Source organism: Leifsonia sp. NPDC080035 (assembly GCF_040050925.1).
Taxonomy (GTDB): Bacteria; Actinomycetota; Actinomycetes; order Actinomycetales; family Microbacteriaceae; genus Leifsonia.
The window spans coordinates 2,736,523-2,750,882 of record NZ_CP157390.1 but is presented as its reverse complement, the minus strand read 5'-3'; the positions used below and the strand labels follow the sequence as shown (position 1 = coordinate 2,750,882).

The window sequence follows — 14,360 nt, the reverse complement described above, 5'->3', positions numbered from 1 at the left end:
CCTGGTTGCATGGACATCCTCGGGCGCGAGCGCCTCGCCGCGCTCGGGAGGGGCTTCTCGCTGCTCGGCTCCGGCGGGGGCGGCGGCACCACCATGCTCGAGCTGATGGTCGCCGACGCCCCGATCTGGCCGCTCCCGCTGCACGCGGTCGCCGACCTCGACCCGGCGACGCCGTGCGTCGCGGCGGCCTTCGCCGGCTCGACCTACCTGCTGGCGGAGCGTATCCCCGCGGCCGACGTGTTCGGCCCGCTGGTGGAGGCGGCCGAGCGCTGGACCGGCGGGACGGCGGCGGCCGTCTGCGCGCTCGAAGGGGCAGGGCTGAACGGCCTGACCCCGCTCCTGCTGGCGGGCTCGCACGCCCTCGTGGACGCGGACTTCATGGGCCGCGCACTGCCCCGCCTCGACCAGCTCTCCCTGCTGGTGGACGCGGTTCCCGGCGTGATCGCCGTCTGCGACACCGGACGCGGAGTCGCCGTGATCGACTCCGCCCGCCCCTCCGATGTGGAGGCGCTGGTCCGCTCCTCCATCGTTCAGGCGGGAGGGGCGGGCGCCGTCCTCATCGCCGGGTTCACCGTGGGCGACCTGCTGGAGCACGCGGTGACCGGGACCTACTCGCGCGCGCTCGGCCTCGGGGAGGCCGCCGGCGACCCCGCCCTCGCCCTCGGCGACCTCGCGGCGGCGCTCGGCGGCCGGCTGCTCGGCGCAGGGCGCGTGACCGCGATCGATCCGGCTCCGGACGACCCGTTCGCCAGCGCCGTGGAGCTGACGGGCGACGACGGCGCGGTGCTCCGGGTCGTCGCGCGCTCGGAGCTGCTGGCGTTCGTCCGCGACGGCGAGACGGTCGCCGCCTCGCCGGAGATCATCGTCGCTCTGGACACGATCTCCCGCGACATCCTGCAGGCGGACGCGATCACGCTCGCGCGGCACGTCGCCGTCATCGCGCTGCCGGCGCCGGGCTGGTGGCTGGAGGCGCCGGAGCGCCTGCGGCACGTGACCCCGGCGGCCTTCGGCCTCTCCGGGCTGGAGGTGGGCGCGTGAGCCCGCAGCTCGACCTCGGCGCGCTGCTCGCGCATCCCGCGAACGGCGGACTGCGCGCCGTCGCCGGTCCCGGCGGCACCGCCGCGTGGCGCGACATGGTCGTCGCCGCGGACGAGTCGGCGCTCCCCGCCGACGGCGACGGCGCCCTCGCCGTGCTCACCTCGGCCCCGCCGCCCGCGTCGTGGCAGCAGGACGCGCTCCTCCGTCGCGTGCGCGACCGCGGCTTCCGCGCGCTCGCGCTGCCCGGTGCGGAAGTGTTCGGCGGCGGCAGCCGCATCCTCGCCGCCCGGCTCGGCATCGACCTGCTCGCGGCCGACGACCCGATCGCGCTGGCGCGCGCGGGCTGGGAGCTGCTGGAGGCGAGGGATGCGCTCACGCTCGGCTATGTGCGCCGCGTCGCGCAGTCCATCGAGTACCCGGCGGACAACCTCGCCGACCTGCTGCGCCACCTCTCCGCCAGCGTCGGCCACGGTGTCGCGCTGATCGACGCGGAGGGCGTGCTACTGCAGGCGGGCGGCCGACTTCCCGAGGACGTGCACGCGGCCATCGACTTCGGGCCCTGGCTCGACACGGTCTCCGTCGACGCGGGCGCCGCTGCCTCCGTCCACGTCGACTCCCCGAGCCGCGCGGGCCTCCGGCTCGCGGTGTTCGGCCACGGGCTCGGGCCGCAGCAGCTGAGCGCCCTGGCCGTGGCCGCAGAGGTGGCGATGCCCGCCGTGGCCGCGCGCATCCTCATCGACGAGGTCGCCGACGTGAACGACGCCGCCGTCGCCTCCGGCCTGCTCCGCGACTTCCTGGAGGAGCGCGACAGCAGGGACACCGAGCTCGAGCAGCGGATGCTGGAGCGCGGCTGGCGGACGGCCGGCTACCACCTCGGCTTCCGCATCGTCGGCCGCGGCCGCGTCGACACCCTGCAACTGCTCCGGCTCGTCACGCGCGAGCTCGCCGCGCTACCGGTCGACTCGCACGCCGCGACGAGCGGACGCGGCGTCACCGGCTGGATCTCGTTCTCCGCGCCTCCGTCGCCCGGCCGGGTGGAGGAGGCGGTCGCCGCCGTCCGCGCCCTGCACACCGCCGCCCGTCGGGTCTTCAACGTCGCGACGGGGGTCGGGACGCTCGAGAGCGGCTCCGCCGGGCTGATCGCGACGATCGACGGCGCGGCCGACGCTGCCCGCATCGCGGCGAGCCGCTCGGCGACCGGCTGGTTCGTGCGGATCGACGCGCTCGGCCTGGAGCAGCTCCTGCTGTCCTGGACGGAGAGCGACACCTTCGTTCCCGCCGCCGAGTCGCTGCTGGCTCCGCTGGTCGCACGCGGCCCGGAGCTCATGGAGACGCTCACCGCCTACCTCGACCACGAGTCCGGCATCGCCGCGACGGCCGACGCGCTCGGCCTGCACCGCAACACCGTCTCCGCCCGGGTCGCTCGTGCGCAGGAGCTGCTCGGCCTCGACCTCGCCGATTCCGAGACCCGTCTCGCCGTCCACCTCGCCTGCCGCGCCCTGCGCCCCCGACCGAACGGAGCCTGATGAGAGCCCTCCTCTACGAGCGATTCGGCGGACCCGTGTCCGTCGCCGACGTGCCGGAGCCGGAGCTGCCGGAGGGCGGCGCGCTCGTGCGGGTCGCCACCTCCGGACTCTGCCGCAGCGACCGGCACGCCTGGGCGGGGCACGACGACACCGTGCACCTGCCGCACGTCCCCGGCCACGAGTTCGCCGGGACAGTCGCCGCGGTGGGGGCGGGCGTCACCCGCTGGCGCGTCGGCGACCGGGTGACGGCGCCGTTCGTGAACGGCTGCGGGCGTTGCGAGTGGTGCCTGTCCGGGCGCGCGCAGGTGTGCCCGGACCAGACCCAGCCCGGCTTCACGCACTGGGGTTCTCACGCCGAGCTCGTCGCGGTCCGCGCGGCCGACCTCAACCTGGTCGCGGTGCCGGACGAGGTCGGGGACGACGCCGCCGCGTCGCTCGGCTGCCGGTTCGCCACCGCGTACCGGGCGGTGACCGCGCGGGCGCGCATCCAGCCGGGCGAGTGGATGGCCGTGTACGGCGCTGGCGGCGTCGGCCTCAGTGCGATCACGATCGCGCGCGCGCTCGGCGCGCGGCCGATCGCGGTGGACCCGTCGGCCGCCGCCCGTGAGCTGGCCACACGACTCGGGGCCGAGCACGCCGTGGAGGCGGGAGCTGATGCACCGGACGCGATCGCCGCGCTGACCGGCGGCGGCGCGCACGTGTCGATCGACGCGGTCGGCTCGGCGGAGACCGCCACCGCCTCCGTGCTCTCGCTGCGCCGGCTCGGCAGGCACGTGCAGATCGGCCTGCTGGCGGGCGACGCCATGCCGGTCCTCCCCCTCGACCGCGCGATCGCCTGGGAGCTGGACCTGCTCGGCAGCCACGGCATGGCCGCCGCCGACTATCCCGCCATGCTGGCCATGGTCGCCTCCGGCGCGGTGCGCCCGCAGGACCTGCTCGCGGCTCCGGTCGGGCTGGCACAGGCCGCCGTGCTGCTGCCAGCCGCCCCGCCCGCGGGCGTCACCGTCCTGCACCCCGACCTCGACTGACCTCCCTCCACCCGCCGCGTCGGTAAGGGAGGACTTCCCGCTCGTGCTCGCCTCGGATGTCCTCCGTTCCCCGCACCACCCCGGCGTGGCGCGCCCGGCCTCCTCCCTTTCCGACGCCCCACTTCGTCCGGATTTCGCGGGCGTCCGGCCGGATCTGTGCGGCGCGGGACGCCAGGATGGAGCCATGCTGACCGACATCCCCGTCCCCGACACCGCCGCCGCCCGCGCGGCCCGCGACATCGCCGCCGAGTACCACACCCCGTCGCTCCTGAACCACGTGCACCGCTCCTGGCTGTGGGCAGAGGGATTCGCGATCATCGAGGGGATGCACGGCATCGACCACGAGCTCCTCTACGTCTCGGCGCTGCTCCACGACATCGGCATCGTGCCCGCATTCGACAACGTCGCCCTCGCCTACGAGGACGCGGGCGGACACGTCGCGAAGGCGCTCACCGCGGGGGCCGGCTGGCCGCCGGAGCGCCGCATCCGTGCCCACGAGGTCGTCGTGCGGCACAACTGGCCGGAGGTGGACCCGGCGTTCGACCCCGAGGGCCACCTGCTCGAGGTGGCGACCGCGCTCGACATCTCGGGGGTGCGCCCGGACGCACTGCCGCTCGACTTCCGGCGCGAGGTCATCGCCGCCTACCCGCGGCTGGAGCTCGCCGCCGAGTTCACGGCGTGCGTCACCGACCAGGCCGCGCGCAAGCCGGACACCGCTGCGCGGCGGATCGTCGACCGCGGCGTCGCGCGCAAGCTGGCCGAGAACCCGCTGGAAGCGCTCGGCTGACCGACCTCGTATCCTCGAACTACGCGGATTTCCAGTCCGAGAACACTGCCGCCTCTTCGAGCAGCACGCCAGGCACGATGTTCGCACGGAATACTTCTTCTGCCCTCTCGCCGAGAGCCTCCTTGACCTCAACAAACTCTCGCCTCGCGTCGTCGCTTCGGCCAAGTTGGCTCAGAGCGATGCCCAGACGCAACCTTTCGCTTGGTTCCGGGCGCCGTTGGACTACTTGACGAAGCAACGCCTCAGCATCTTCGAAGTCGCCGGAATTGTCGTAAACCGCGGCGAGTGTAGACATAATGTTCAGCGCTTCATCGCCTTCAAGTGTTTCGAGCGCTCGTCGGTAGCAAGATGCAGCTTGGGCCCATTCCTTTAGCGCGAAGTGGGCAGAGCCTCGAAACTCATAAGTCTTAGATGGGTCGCCGGAGATTCGGTCCATTTGATCTAGGTCCTGAAGTAGCCCGCTCGGGTCGTGCAAGGCCTCTCGCGTTTGTGCCCGATGGTAGTAGGCCATGTAGTTGTCGGGGTCACGAGCAATCGATGCGTCGAAGTCCAGACGAGCGTCCTCGATCCGTCCCTCGCTCAGTAGTAGGCATCCGCGGCTGATCAGCAACCTGGGGTGCTCTGGCCGCAAGAGGAGGGCGGAGCTGAAGTCGGCAAGACTTCCTTCTACATCGCCTCCTTCGCGCCTAAGCGTCGCGCGATTCGCGAGCGCTGCAAACTGATAATCCGACGGAGCATCAGCAACAACAGACAGGGCCGCGAGGGCCGCCTCCATGTCCCCACTCGCTGCCAGGCAGGCGGCGCGATCGAGAGCCAGGAGCGCCGCTTCGCCACCAAGCGCCTCCGCACTCTCGATGTCTGAAAGTGCACTGCCGAACCGCTTTAGCGCGAAGTAGACGCGGCTACGGAGTTCATAGAGTCGAGCTTCGAAGGGATTCTCGCGTAAGGCTGATTCGGATATCACCAACGCCTCGTCGGCGTTTTTCAGCTGGAGCAATGTTCGGATCCACAGTTCGAACGCATGCACATCCGACGGGTCCTTTTCCGTGAGTTCTCGAAACTCGATCTCGCTGCGCTCAGCCGAGCCGAGTAGTCCGAGTACTCGGGCACAATGCGCTTTGACGTCGCGATTGTTAGGCTCGATGGCGAGGGCCGATTCAAAGTCCCCGCGCGCTTCATCAAGCTTGCCACGTGTCTCACGAAGCAAACCGCGAAGCATGTAGTTTCGTCGGGACCCGCCGGCCGAAATTGACCGACTGAACAATTCGTCGGCCGCGTCTAGTTCCCGACGACCGCGAACCGCGATTCCCCACGTTTCTAGGACCCAGGGCAATCTCACTGCGTGGGACAGCGCGCACTCAAAGTCTGCGGTGGATTCATCCACCTGGCCCCGCCGCGATCGTGCTAGGCCGCGATAGACCAACGCTTCAACGTTGTCGGGATCGTGTTGGAGCACCAGAGAGAAGTCCTCGATAGCGGTATCAAGATCGTTCTCGTGCAGTCGCCTGCGTGCGGTGTTCGCAACCGCCTCCACTGCAATACGTTGGCCCTCGTCTAGCACAATCGTGCGAAGAAGGTCAGGTAGCTCGTGATGTCCGGTCGAATCGTCACCGCCGCTCAGAACGCGCCCACGGCTCAGGCGAGTGTCTGAATCATTGGGATCCAACGCCAATGCCCGATCGAATGCCTGTATCGCCTCGGCTCGCGCCCCGGACGCGTTGAGCGCACTTCCGAGCAGCCTGAGTATCGTGGGCTCAACAGGCAGTCGGTCGCCAAGAGACCGCAAGTCATCCAATGCACCCGTTGCATCGTCTTCCTTCATGCGGAGCTCGGCCCGAGCTACCCGGTTCCACACAGATGCTGGGTCAAGCGCGAGCGCTCGCTCAATGTCAGCAACGGCGCGCGTTCTAGAGCCAAGCGCCTCGTGAAGTTGAGAACGGAACGCGTAAACCCATGGCCATGACTCTACGGCCTTGGCGATGTCATTCGCCGCATGTAATGCGGCGTGGAAATCACCGGAAGCACGTAGCTCTATCGCTTTGCGCACTTGGCCAATCAGGCTCCGCGCGGCGCGCGCTCGAAGATCACGCCCTACCCATTGATATTCGGCAGTCCCAACCGTGGCAGTGGCGAACGCCACGACCATCACGAAGGCAATCGCTACCTTGCCCATAGTCAGTTCAAGAAGGTTGACCGCTGGTCCGAAGATAACGACTGCAGCCATGAGTAGACACACCATCAGCGCGAACACGAGCCAGGTGAATCCAACCGTCCAGCGACCGATGGGGTCCAGGCGGGTCGCGTCGGAAAACGCATTAGCCGTCCGCTGAATATCTCGATCGGTGACCAAGCGCCCGTCACGCTCGGCGCTGATAAGGTCAGCGGTCAACGAATCGGACTGCGCGATCGCCCTGTCACGCTGAGAACGCAACCGCACTGACGAGAAGCCGACCAAGAACACGATCGTCGTAAGCCCAGCTGCGAAGGCGCTCAGCAAGTTCCCAACCATTATTGAATTGTCCCAAAGGTCCGAATCGCCCGCGAGCACCCATTGGAGGCACCCTGACCGACCTCGTATCCTCGACAGGGTGATCCTGCTTCCCCCCGCTGAGTGGCGCGCCCGCGAGGCCGCGCACGCCGAGCGCGCCGACGCCCTGACCGCCGGTCACCGCGCCCGCGCCGCGCGGGGCGAGAAACACCCGGTGGAGGATTTCCTCTTCACCTACTACTCGTACTCCCCCGGCGTCCTGCGCCGCTGGCATCCCGGCCCGGGCGTGGAGCTGGCCGAGGCGGCCGGCGAGCCGCGCGCATCCTGGCGCTGGTACGCGCAGGGCGAGACGCCCGACGGCCTCGTGGTCGATCGCGTCGGGATGGAGCGCGAGAAGGCGCCGATGCTGGGTGTCGTCGAGCGCATCCTGCGTTCGACCGCATCCCGCCCCGGCCAGTTCGGCTGCTTCGGGCTGCACGAGTGGGCGATGGTCTACCGGCAGGACGAGCACCGCCATCCCGTTCCGCTGCGCCTCGGCCAGTCGGGGACGGACGCCGTCGTCGAGTCGCACGAGCTGCGCTGCACCCACATCGACGCGTTCCGGTTCTTCACACCGGATGCCGTGCCGCGCAACCGCTTCGCGCCGACCCGCGAGACGCAGCCGGAGCTGGAGCAGCCGGGCTGCCTGCACGCGGGGATGGATGTGTACAAGTGGGCGATGAAGCTCGGCCCGCTGGTGCCGGGCGAGCTGCTGCTTGACGCGTTCGAGCTGGCGCGCGACATCCGGCTTCTCGACATGCAGGCCTCGCCCTACGACATGCGGCCGTGGGGCGCGGACCCGGTGCGGATCGAGACGCCCGAGGGCAAGGCGGAGTACGTCCGCCGCCAGCGCGGCTTCGCCGACCGCGCGAACGCGCTTCGGGCGCGCATCCTCACCGCCTGGCTCGGGACCGAGACGGCCCGGGTCTAGCCGTTCCCGCCGCCGGTGCCGGTGCCGCCGGTGCCGCCGGTACCGGTGCCCCCACCCCCGGTGCCGCCGCCGCTACCGGTTCCGCCGCTGCCGTCCGTCTTTCCGGGCGACGGTGTGGAGCTCGGCGTCGGCGGTCCGGTGGGCGGCGCCGTCGACCCCGTCTGCTGCCCGGAGCTGACCTGGATGGTCACCGTCGCTCCCGGGTCGACGTCCGATCCCGCCGAGGGGTCCGTGCCCGCGACCGTGCCCGCCGGCTGGTCGCTGGCGACCGGGGTCGAATCGACCTGGACGGTCAGCCCCAGGCCCTCCAGCAGCTTCTGCGCCTCGGCGGGCGACTTGCCGGCGACGTCGGGGACGGTCACCTGGCTGCCGTACAGCATCGAGTTGTCCGGCTCGGGGAAGTCGTCCCCGCCGTAGAGCTGGTCGAGGGCCGCCTGGATCGGCTCGACGATCGAGAACTTGACGTCGCCGCCGCCGATCCCGTCGAAGTCGAGGCTGCGCAGCGGCGTGTCCCCGGAGACGTTGCCGACCCAGGTCGCCTGCGCGACCTTGGTGGTCGAGGTGATCAGCCAGTTCTGCAGGGAGTCGTCGGTCGTGCCGGTCTTGCCCATGATGGGCGTGCCGTCCCAGGGGTTCGCGCTGGTCGCGGTGCCGTCCTTCATCACGCCCTGGAGCGCGTAGCTGACGCCCGCGGCGATGTTCTTCGGCATCCCCTGCGTGCAGGTGCTCGCGCTCACCTTGTGCGGGGAGCCGTCCGCGTTCAGCACCTTGTCGATCGCGACCGGCGTGCACACCTGGCCGCCGTTCGCGATGCCGGCGTACGCCGTCGCCATGGTCAGCGGCGCGATGTTGTTCGTGCCGAGAATCATCGACGGGTACGAATTCAGCGTCCCTCCGGTCTTCGCCGTGTGCACGCCGAGCGACTTGGCCGCGTTCAGGATGCTGCACAGGTCGGTCTGCGTCGCCATCATCGCGAACGCGGTGTTCACCGATTCGGCGGTCGCGCTCATCACCGACAGCCTGCTCGCGGAGCCCTCGTCGTTCGACACCGGCCAGTCCGGCCCGGACACGTCTCCGCAGGTGCTGTGGAAGTCCGACATCGGGAAGGTGTGCTGGGAGGCGTCGACGGACTCGTACAGGCTGTGGCCGCCCTCCAGCCAGCCGGCGAGGTCGAACGCCTTGAACGTGGATCCCGTCTGGAAGCCCTCGGAGCCACCGTACGCCTCGTCGGTGTTGTAGTTCACCGCGGTCGCACCGTCGACCGGTTGGTCGGTGTTGTTGAAGGACTTGTTCTGGACCATCGTCACGATTCGTCCCGTCCCGAGCTCCACCGAGACGTTGGACGCTCCCAGGTCGATGTCCGGACGGGAGGCGGGGATGTGCTTGCTGAGCGACTGCTGCGCCACGGCCTGCAGGTCGAGGTTCAGCGTCGTGTAGATCTTGAGGCCGCCGCGGTTCAGCGTCCCCCAGCGCTCGTCGCTGGTCGTGCCGTAGGCCGAGTCGTTCAGGATCACGTCGCGCACGTAGTCGCAGAAGAAGGCCGCGTTGTACTTCGCGGCGGTCGTGCAGCCCGAGGTGGTCGGCGTGATCACCGGCTGGATGGGCGTCTTCTTCGCCGCGTCCCGGTCTGCTGCCGTGATCTTACGGTTCACGTACATCCGGTCGAGCACGTAGTCGCGTCGTTCCTTGGTGAGCTTGTAGCCGTTCGCGGCGCCGTTGTCCGCGTTCTTCGGCTCGTCGATGCGCAGGTTCGCGGGGTTGTTCACGATCGCGACGAGCGTCGCCGCCTGCGGCAGCGTCAGGTTCTTGGCCGAGGTGTTGAAGTAATACTGCGCCGCCGCCTGGATGCCGTAGGTCTGGCCGCCGAAGCCGACGACGTTCAGGTACCCCATCAGGATCTGCTGCTTGCTGTACTTCTTCTCCAGCCCGACCGCGTACCGCATCTCCTGCACCTTGCGCTGCAGGGTCACGCCGGCCGCGTCGTCGTAGCAGGCCTGCACCTTCTTCTGGTCGGTGAGCGCCTCGCACTTCTCGACCTCGACGTTCTTGACGTACTGCTGCGTGATCGAGGACCCGCCCTGCACGTCGCCGCCGATCACGGTCGAGAGCGCACCGCGCACGGTGCCGAACACGTCGACGGCACCCTCGCTGTAGTAGCGGGGATCCTCGGCGGCGATCACCGCGTCCTTGACGTTCTGGGAGACGTCGTTCCAGCTCACGTCCTGCCGGTTCTGCGCGTAGAACTGCGCGATCGGCACATCCTTACCGCCCTGCTTCGCGTACACCGTCGAGTTCTGCGCGAACTGCTGGATGTTCAGGTTCGACGGCAGCTGGTTGAAGTCGCTGATGCCCGCCGCGGCGGCCACCCCGGCTCCCAGGAAACCCGGAAGGAAGAACAGCGACATGAGCACCGCTGCGACGACGGCGAGCCCGAGGAACTGCAGGATCGCCTGGTTGCGGGTGCGCGGAGTGCGCAGCTCGAACCGCTTCAGCGGCGCGATCCTCTCATCGAGGGCCTGAAGGCGCGGGGAGTTGGGGAATCTGTCCTGAGGGGGCACGGCCTCCACGGTCCCAGCCGTTTCTGGGTACCAGGTTGGCGAATGGCGAGAGCTTGTTTGGAGCCTTTCAGGGACGGGCGGCCCGTGGTACGCGACGGCCATTTGGGTTGAGAGGTCGCGACATGCCGCGGCGAGGCCGTCGAGACGGCGTGTCGCGTCCCCTCGCTGTCCCCAGTTCGAGTGTGTTCCCGCCGCGGTAAACGATTCAAGGGATACGGGTCGGTATTCTCTGAGAGCACGCGTAGAAAGGCAGAGAATGGATTTCGCAGAAGTGCTCGCGGCGATGGCGCAAAAGGTGAGAAACCAGCGAGACGCGATTCACACCGAAGAGGCAACAAAGAACGCATTCGTGATGCCGTTCATCTCGACGGTCCTCGGTTACGACGTCTTCAACCCTCTCGAAGTGGTGCCCGAGTTCACTGCGGACGTTGGCATCAAGAAGGGCGAGAAGATCGACTACGCGATCATGCGCGATGGCGAGGTCCAGATGCTGATCGAATGCAAGAAGTCCAACGAAGCGCTGACGATCGAGAACGCCTCGCAGCTCTACCGCTATTTCGCAGTGACGAATGCCCGAGTGGCCATCCTCACGAACGGTGAAACCTACCAGTTCTACACGGACCTCGACGCACCGAACCGCATGGACGACAAGCCGTTCCTCGTGCTCGACCTGCTCGACATCGACGACACGCTCATTCCAGAGCTCAGAAAGCTGACGAAGGATGCGTTCGACCTCGATTCCATCATCAACGCCGCCGGTGAGCTCAAGTACATCGGCCAGATCAAGAGGTCGCTCGGCGCGCAGTTCCGCGAGCCTGACGACGAATGGGTGCGGTTCTTCACGAGCCGCGTGTACGAAGGCTCCATCACCCAGCGGGTTCGTGATCAGTTCACGCCCTTGGTCGCCAAGGCCACGAAGCAGTTCCTCAATGATCAGGTCAACGAACGGCTGAAGACGGCGCTCGGCAGTTCCAACTACGCCACCGTCGACGCCGCTCCGCAGGAAGCTGTCTCGAGTCATGGACCGGCTCAAGACGACATTCACGGGGACACCGAGATCGAGACGACGCTCGAAGAACTCGAGGGGTATCAGATCGTGAAGGCCATCGCATGTAGCGAGGTCAAGCCCCAGCGGATCGCGCAGCGCGATTCCAAGTCATACTTCGCCGTCCTCCTCGACGACAACAACAGAAAGCCGATCGCACGACTGCATTTCAATTCGAAGACGAAGAAGTACATCGGTCTCTTCGACGTCGAAAAGAACGAAACGCGTTACGAACTCGGCTCGCTCGACGAAATCTACAAGTACGCCGACGATATCCGCGCCGCCGTCCGCCGATACGCCTAGCGACCGCCGGACGCGACAGAGGCGCCGCCCCCTCTCGGGGACGACGCCTCTTTCGTGTTGATGCGGGTCACGCCGCGGTGGCGAGAACCTCCTGGGGACGGACGATGAGCGCACCGTCGGCCGCGTCGACCACGATCGTGCCGCCCTCGCTCACGGAGCCGGCGACCAGCAGGTCGGCGACGCGGTCGTCCACCTCGCGCTGGATGACCCTGCGCAGCGGGCGGGCGCCGTACTCCGGCTCGTAGCCCGCGTCGGCGATCCACTGGATGGCCGCGTCGGTGGCCTCGAAGCGGATGCCGCGGGCCGCCAGGCGGGCCGAGGTCGCGTTCAGCAGCAGGCGGACGATCGAGCGCAGCTGCACCGCGTCCAGCTTCCGGAACAGCACGATCTCGTCGATGCGGTTCAGGAACTCCGGCCGCATGGCCTCGCGGAGCTTGCCCATCACCCGGTTGCGGATGTCCTCGTCGGACGAGAAGCCGTCCGACCCCGCCGCGACGAAGCCGAGGGCCCCGCTGCGGGAGGCGAGGAACTCCGAGCCGAGGTTGGAGGTCATGATGACGACCGCGTTGCGGAAGTCGACCGTGCGGCCCTGGCCGTCGGTGAGGCGGCCGTCGTCCAGCACCTGCAGGAGCAGGTTGAACACGTCCGGGTGCGCCTTCTCGATCTCGTCGAACAGGATCACCGAGTACGGGTTGCGGCGCACGCGCTCGGTCAGCTGGCCCGCCTCGTCGTAGCCGACGTACCCGGGAGGGGCGCCGACCAGGCGGGCGACCGTGTGCCGCTCGCCGAACTCGCTCATGTCGAAGCGGATCATCGAGCGTTCGTCGCCGAACAACGACGCCGCCAGCGACTTGGCCAGCTCCGTCTTTCCCACGCCCGTCGGGCCGAGGAACAGGAACGAACCGACGGGGCGGCGCTCGTCGCCGAGCCCGGTGCGGCTGCGGCGAACGGCCTTGGCGACCGCGGTCACCGCGTCGTCCTGGCCGATCACGCGCTCGTGCAGCTCCGACTCCAGCGCGGCGAGACGCTCACGGTCGGCCTCGCCGATGCGCGAGACGGGGATGCCGGTGGCACGCGACACGATGGCCGCGATCTCCGCCTCGTCCACGATCGCTTCGGGGTGCGGAGCGCTGCCGACGCTGTCGATCGCGCGCTGCACCTCCTCGATCTCGTCGCGCAGGCGCGAAGCCTCCTCGTAGTGCTCCGCGGCGACGGCCGAGTTCTTCTCGGACTCGAGGGTCGCCAGCTTCTGCATGAGCTCGGAGGCGTCGACGCGCTTGCCGAGCGAGAGGCGCAGCCTGGCGCCGGCCTGGTCGATCAGGTCGATCGCCTTGTCCGGCAGGAACCGGTCGGAGATGTAGCGGTCGGACAGCTCCACCGCGGCGCGGACCGCCTCCGGCGTGTAGGTGACGCCGTGGTGCTCCTCGTACGCGTCGCGCAGCCCGTCCAGGATGAGCACCGCGTCCTCGACGCTCGGCTCGCCCACCTGCACCGGCTGGAAGCGGCGCTCCAGCGCCGGGTCCTTCTCGATGCGGCGGTACTCCTTGAGCGTGGTCGCGCCGACCAGGTGCAGGTCGCCGCGGGCCAGGCGGGGCTTCAGGATGTTGCCCGCGTCCATCCCGCCGGACTCGCCGGACCCTCCGGCGCCGACAACGGTGTGCAGCTCGTCGATGAACACGATCAGCTCGTCCTTGCCGTCGCTGATCTCGTCCATGAGCGTGGTGAGCCGCTCCTCGAAGTCGCCGCGGTACCGGGTACCGGCGACCATCCCGGCCAGGTCGAGCGCGACGACCGTCTTGTCGCGCAGCTGCTCCGGCACGTCGCCGGCGACGATCGCGCGGGCGAGGCCCTCGACGATCGCTGTCTTGCCGACGCCGGCCTCGCCGACCAGCACGGGGTTGTTCTTCGTCCGGCGGGAGAGGATCTCGACGGTCTGCTCGATCTCGTCGAGCCGGCCGATGACCGGGTCCAGCTTGCCCTCGCGCGCGAGCGCGGTCAGGTCGGTGCCGAACTTGTCGAGCATCGGGGTCGTGGAGTCGCCGCCCTCGGTGGCCGGCCCGGCGTCGCCGGCGTCCACCGTCGCTCCCTGGCGCATGGCGCTGGTGAGCGCGTCCGCGGTGACGCCCGCGGCCTGCAGCACCTGGCCGGCGGGGGCGTCCTGCCCGATCACGAGCGCGAAGAAGAGGTGCTCGGGGTCGATGTAGGTGCTGCCGGAGGCGCGGGCTACCTGGTAGGCGTGGAAGAGCGCGCGCTGCGCGGACGCGGTGATGGAGGCGCCGTCGGCGTCGATCGGGTCACCGGTGGCGGGCAGGCGGCGCTCGGCCGCTGCGGCCACGCGCTCGGGGTCGACACCGATGCGTCGCATCGCGTCGGCCGCCGGCTCCTGACGAGCCATGACGCGCAGGATGTGCAGCGAATCCAGCTCGCGGTGGCCGTGCTCGAGCGCGAAGCGCCCGGCGTCGGCGAGCAGCTCCTGCGCGCGCCGGCTGAGGAAGCGGCTGATGTCGATGGAGCGCGCGGCGCGCGCACGCTCGCCCGCGAGATAGCGCGCGAGGAACTCGTCGAACGAGTTGTCGCCGCCGCTCTCGGGAGAGAAGTTCTCAGGCACGTTGTCTCC

The 14,360-nt window shown here is 69.1% G+C and carries 9 protein-coding genes; 6 read left to right on the top strand and 3 right to left on the bottom strand.

Features of this window, described 5'->3' with window-relative positions; all coding sequences use genetic code 11:
• The first annotated feature begins 9 nt into the window (after positions 1–9).
• The 4 genes from AAME72_RS13330 (at position 10) to AAME72_RS13315 (ending at position 4,379) form a co-directional block, all read left to right on the top strand.
• A complete protein-coding gene (locus AAME72_RS13330) occupies positions 10–1,038 on the top strand; it encodes a DUF917 family protein (protein WP_348787037.1) in 1,029 nt (342 codons plus the stop codon).
• On the top strand, positions 1,035–2,564 hold the full coding sequence (locus tag AAME72_RS13325; RefSeq protein WP_348787036.1) for a helix-turn-helix domain-containing protein: 1,530 nt from the start codon (positions 1,035–1,037) through the stop codon (positions 2,562–2,564). Before AAME72_RS13330 ends, AAME72_RS13325 begins: the two co-directional genes overlap by 4 nt.
• Complete coding sequence (locus AAME72_RS13320) at positions 2,564–3,592, top strand: alcohol dehydrogenase catalytic domain-containing protein (protein WP_348787035.1); 1,029 nt, start codon at positions 2,564–2,566, stop codon at positions 3,590–3,592. Before AAME72_RS13325 ends, AAME72_RS13320 begins: the two co-directional genes overlap by 1 nt.
• A 184-nt stretch (positions 3,593–3,776) precedes the next feature.
• Positions 3,777–4,379 carry a cyanamide hydratase gene (locus AAME72_RS13315; protein WP_348787034.1) on the top strand — a complete coding sequence of 201 codons (603 nt, stop codon included), beginning with the start codon at positions 3,777–3,779 and terminating at the stop codon, positions 4,377–4,379.
• A 19-nt stretch (positions 4,380–4,398) separates the two neighbouring features.
• On the opposite strand, the gene AAME72_RS13310 is transcribed toward AAME72_RS13315, so the two are convergent.
• A complete protein-coding gene (locus AAME72_RS13310; protein WP_348787033.1) occupies positions 4,399–6,888 on the bottom strand; it encodes a tetratricopeptide repeat protein in 2,490 nt (829 codons plus the stop codon).
• Between the two features lie 79 nt (positions 6,889–6,967).
• Here AAME72_RS13310 and AAME72_RS13305 point away from each other — a divergent pair, with 79 nt between their 5' ends.
• The gene (locus AAME72_RS13305) at positions 6,968–7,837 is read left to right on the top strand and encodes a 3-methyladenine DNA glycosylase (RefSeq protein ID WP_348787032.1); all 870 of its coding nucleotides are present in this window, start codon (positions 6,968–6,970) and stop codon (positions 7,835–7,837) included.
• Here the strand turns inward: AAME72_RS13305 and AAME72_RS13300 are convergent.
• A complete protein-coding gene (locus AAME72_RS13300; protein ID WP_348787031.1) occupies positions 7,834–10,395 on the bottom strand; it encodes a transglycosylase domain-containing protein in 2,562 nt (853 codons plus the stop codon). The genes AAME72_RS13305 and AAME72_RS13300 overlap by 4 nt on opposite strands.
• A 256-nt stretch (positions 10,396–10,651) precedes the next feature.
• Between AAME72_RS13300 and AAME72_RS13295 the strand changes: the two genes are divergently transcribed.
• Positions 10,652–11,743 (top strand): type I restriction endonuclease, encoded by a 1,092-nt coding sequence (locus AAME72_RS13295; protein WP_348787030.1) that lies wholly within the window; start codon positions 10,652–10,654, stop codon positions 11,741–11,743.
• A 67-nt stretch (positions 11,744–11,810) separates the two neighbouring features.
• Here AAME72_RS13295 and AAME72_RS13290 read toward each other — a convergent pair whose 3' ends face one another.
• Positions 11,811–14,351, bottom strand: coding sequence for an ATP-dependent Clp protease ATP-binding subunit (locus tag AAME72_RS13290; RefSeq protein WP_348787029.1), 2,541 nt, complete (start codon positions 14,349–14,351; stop codon positions 11,811–11,813).
• Positions 14,352–14,360 lie beyond the last annotated feature (9 nt).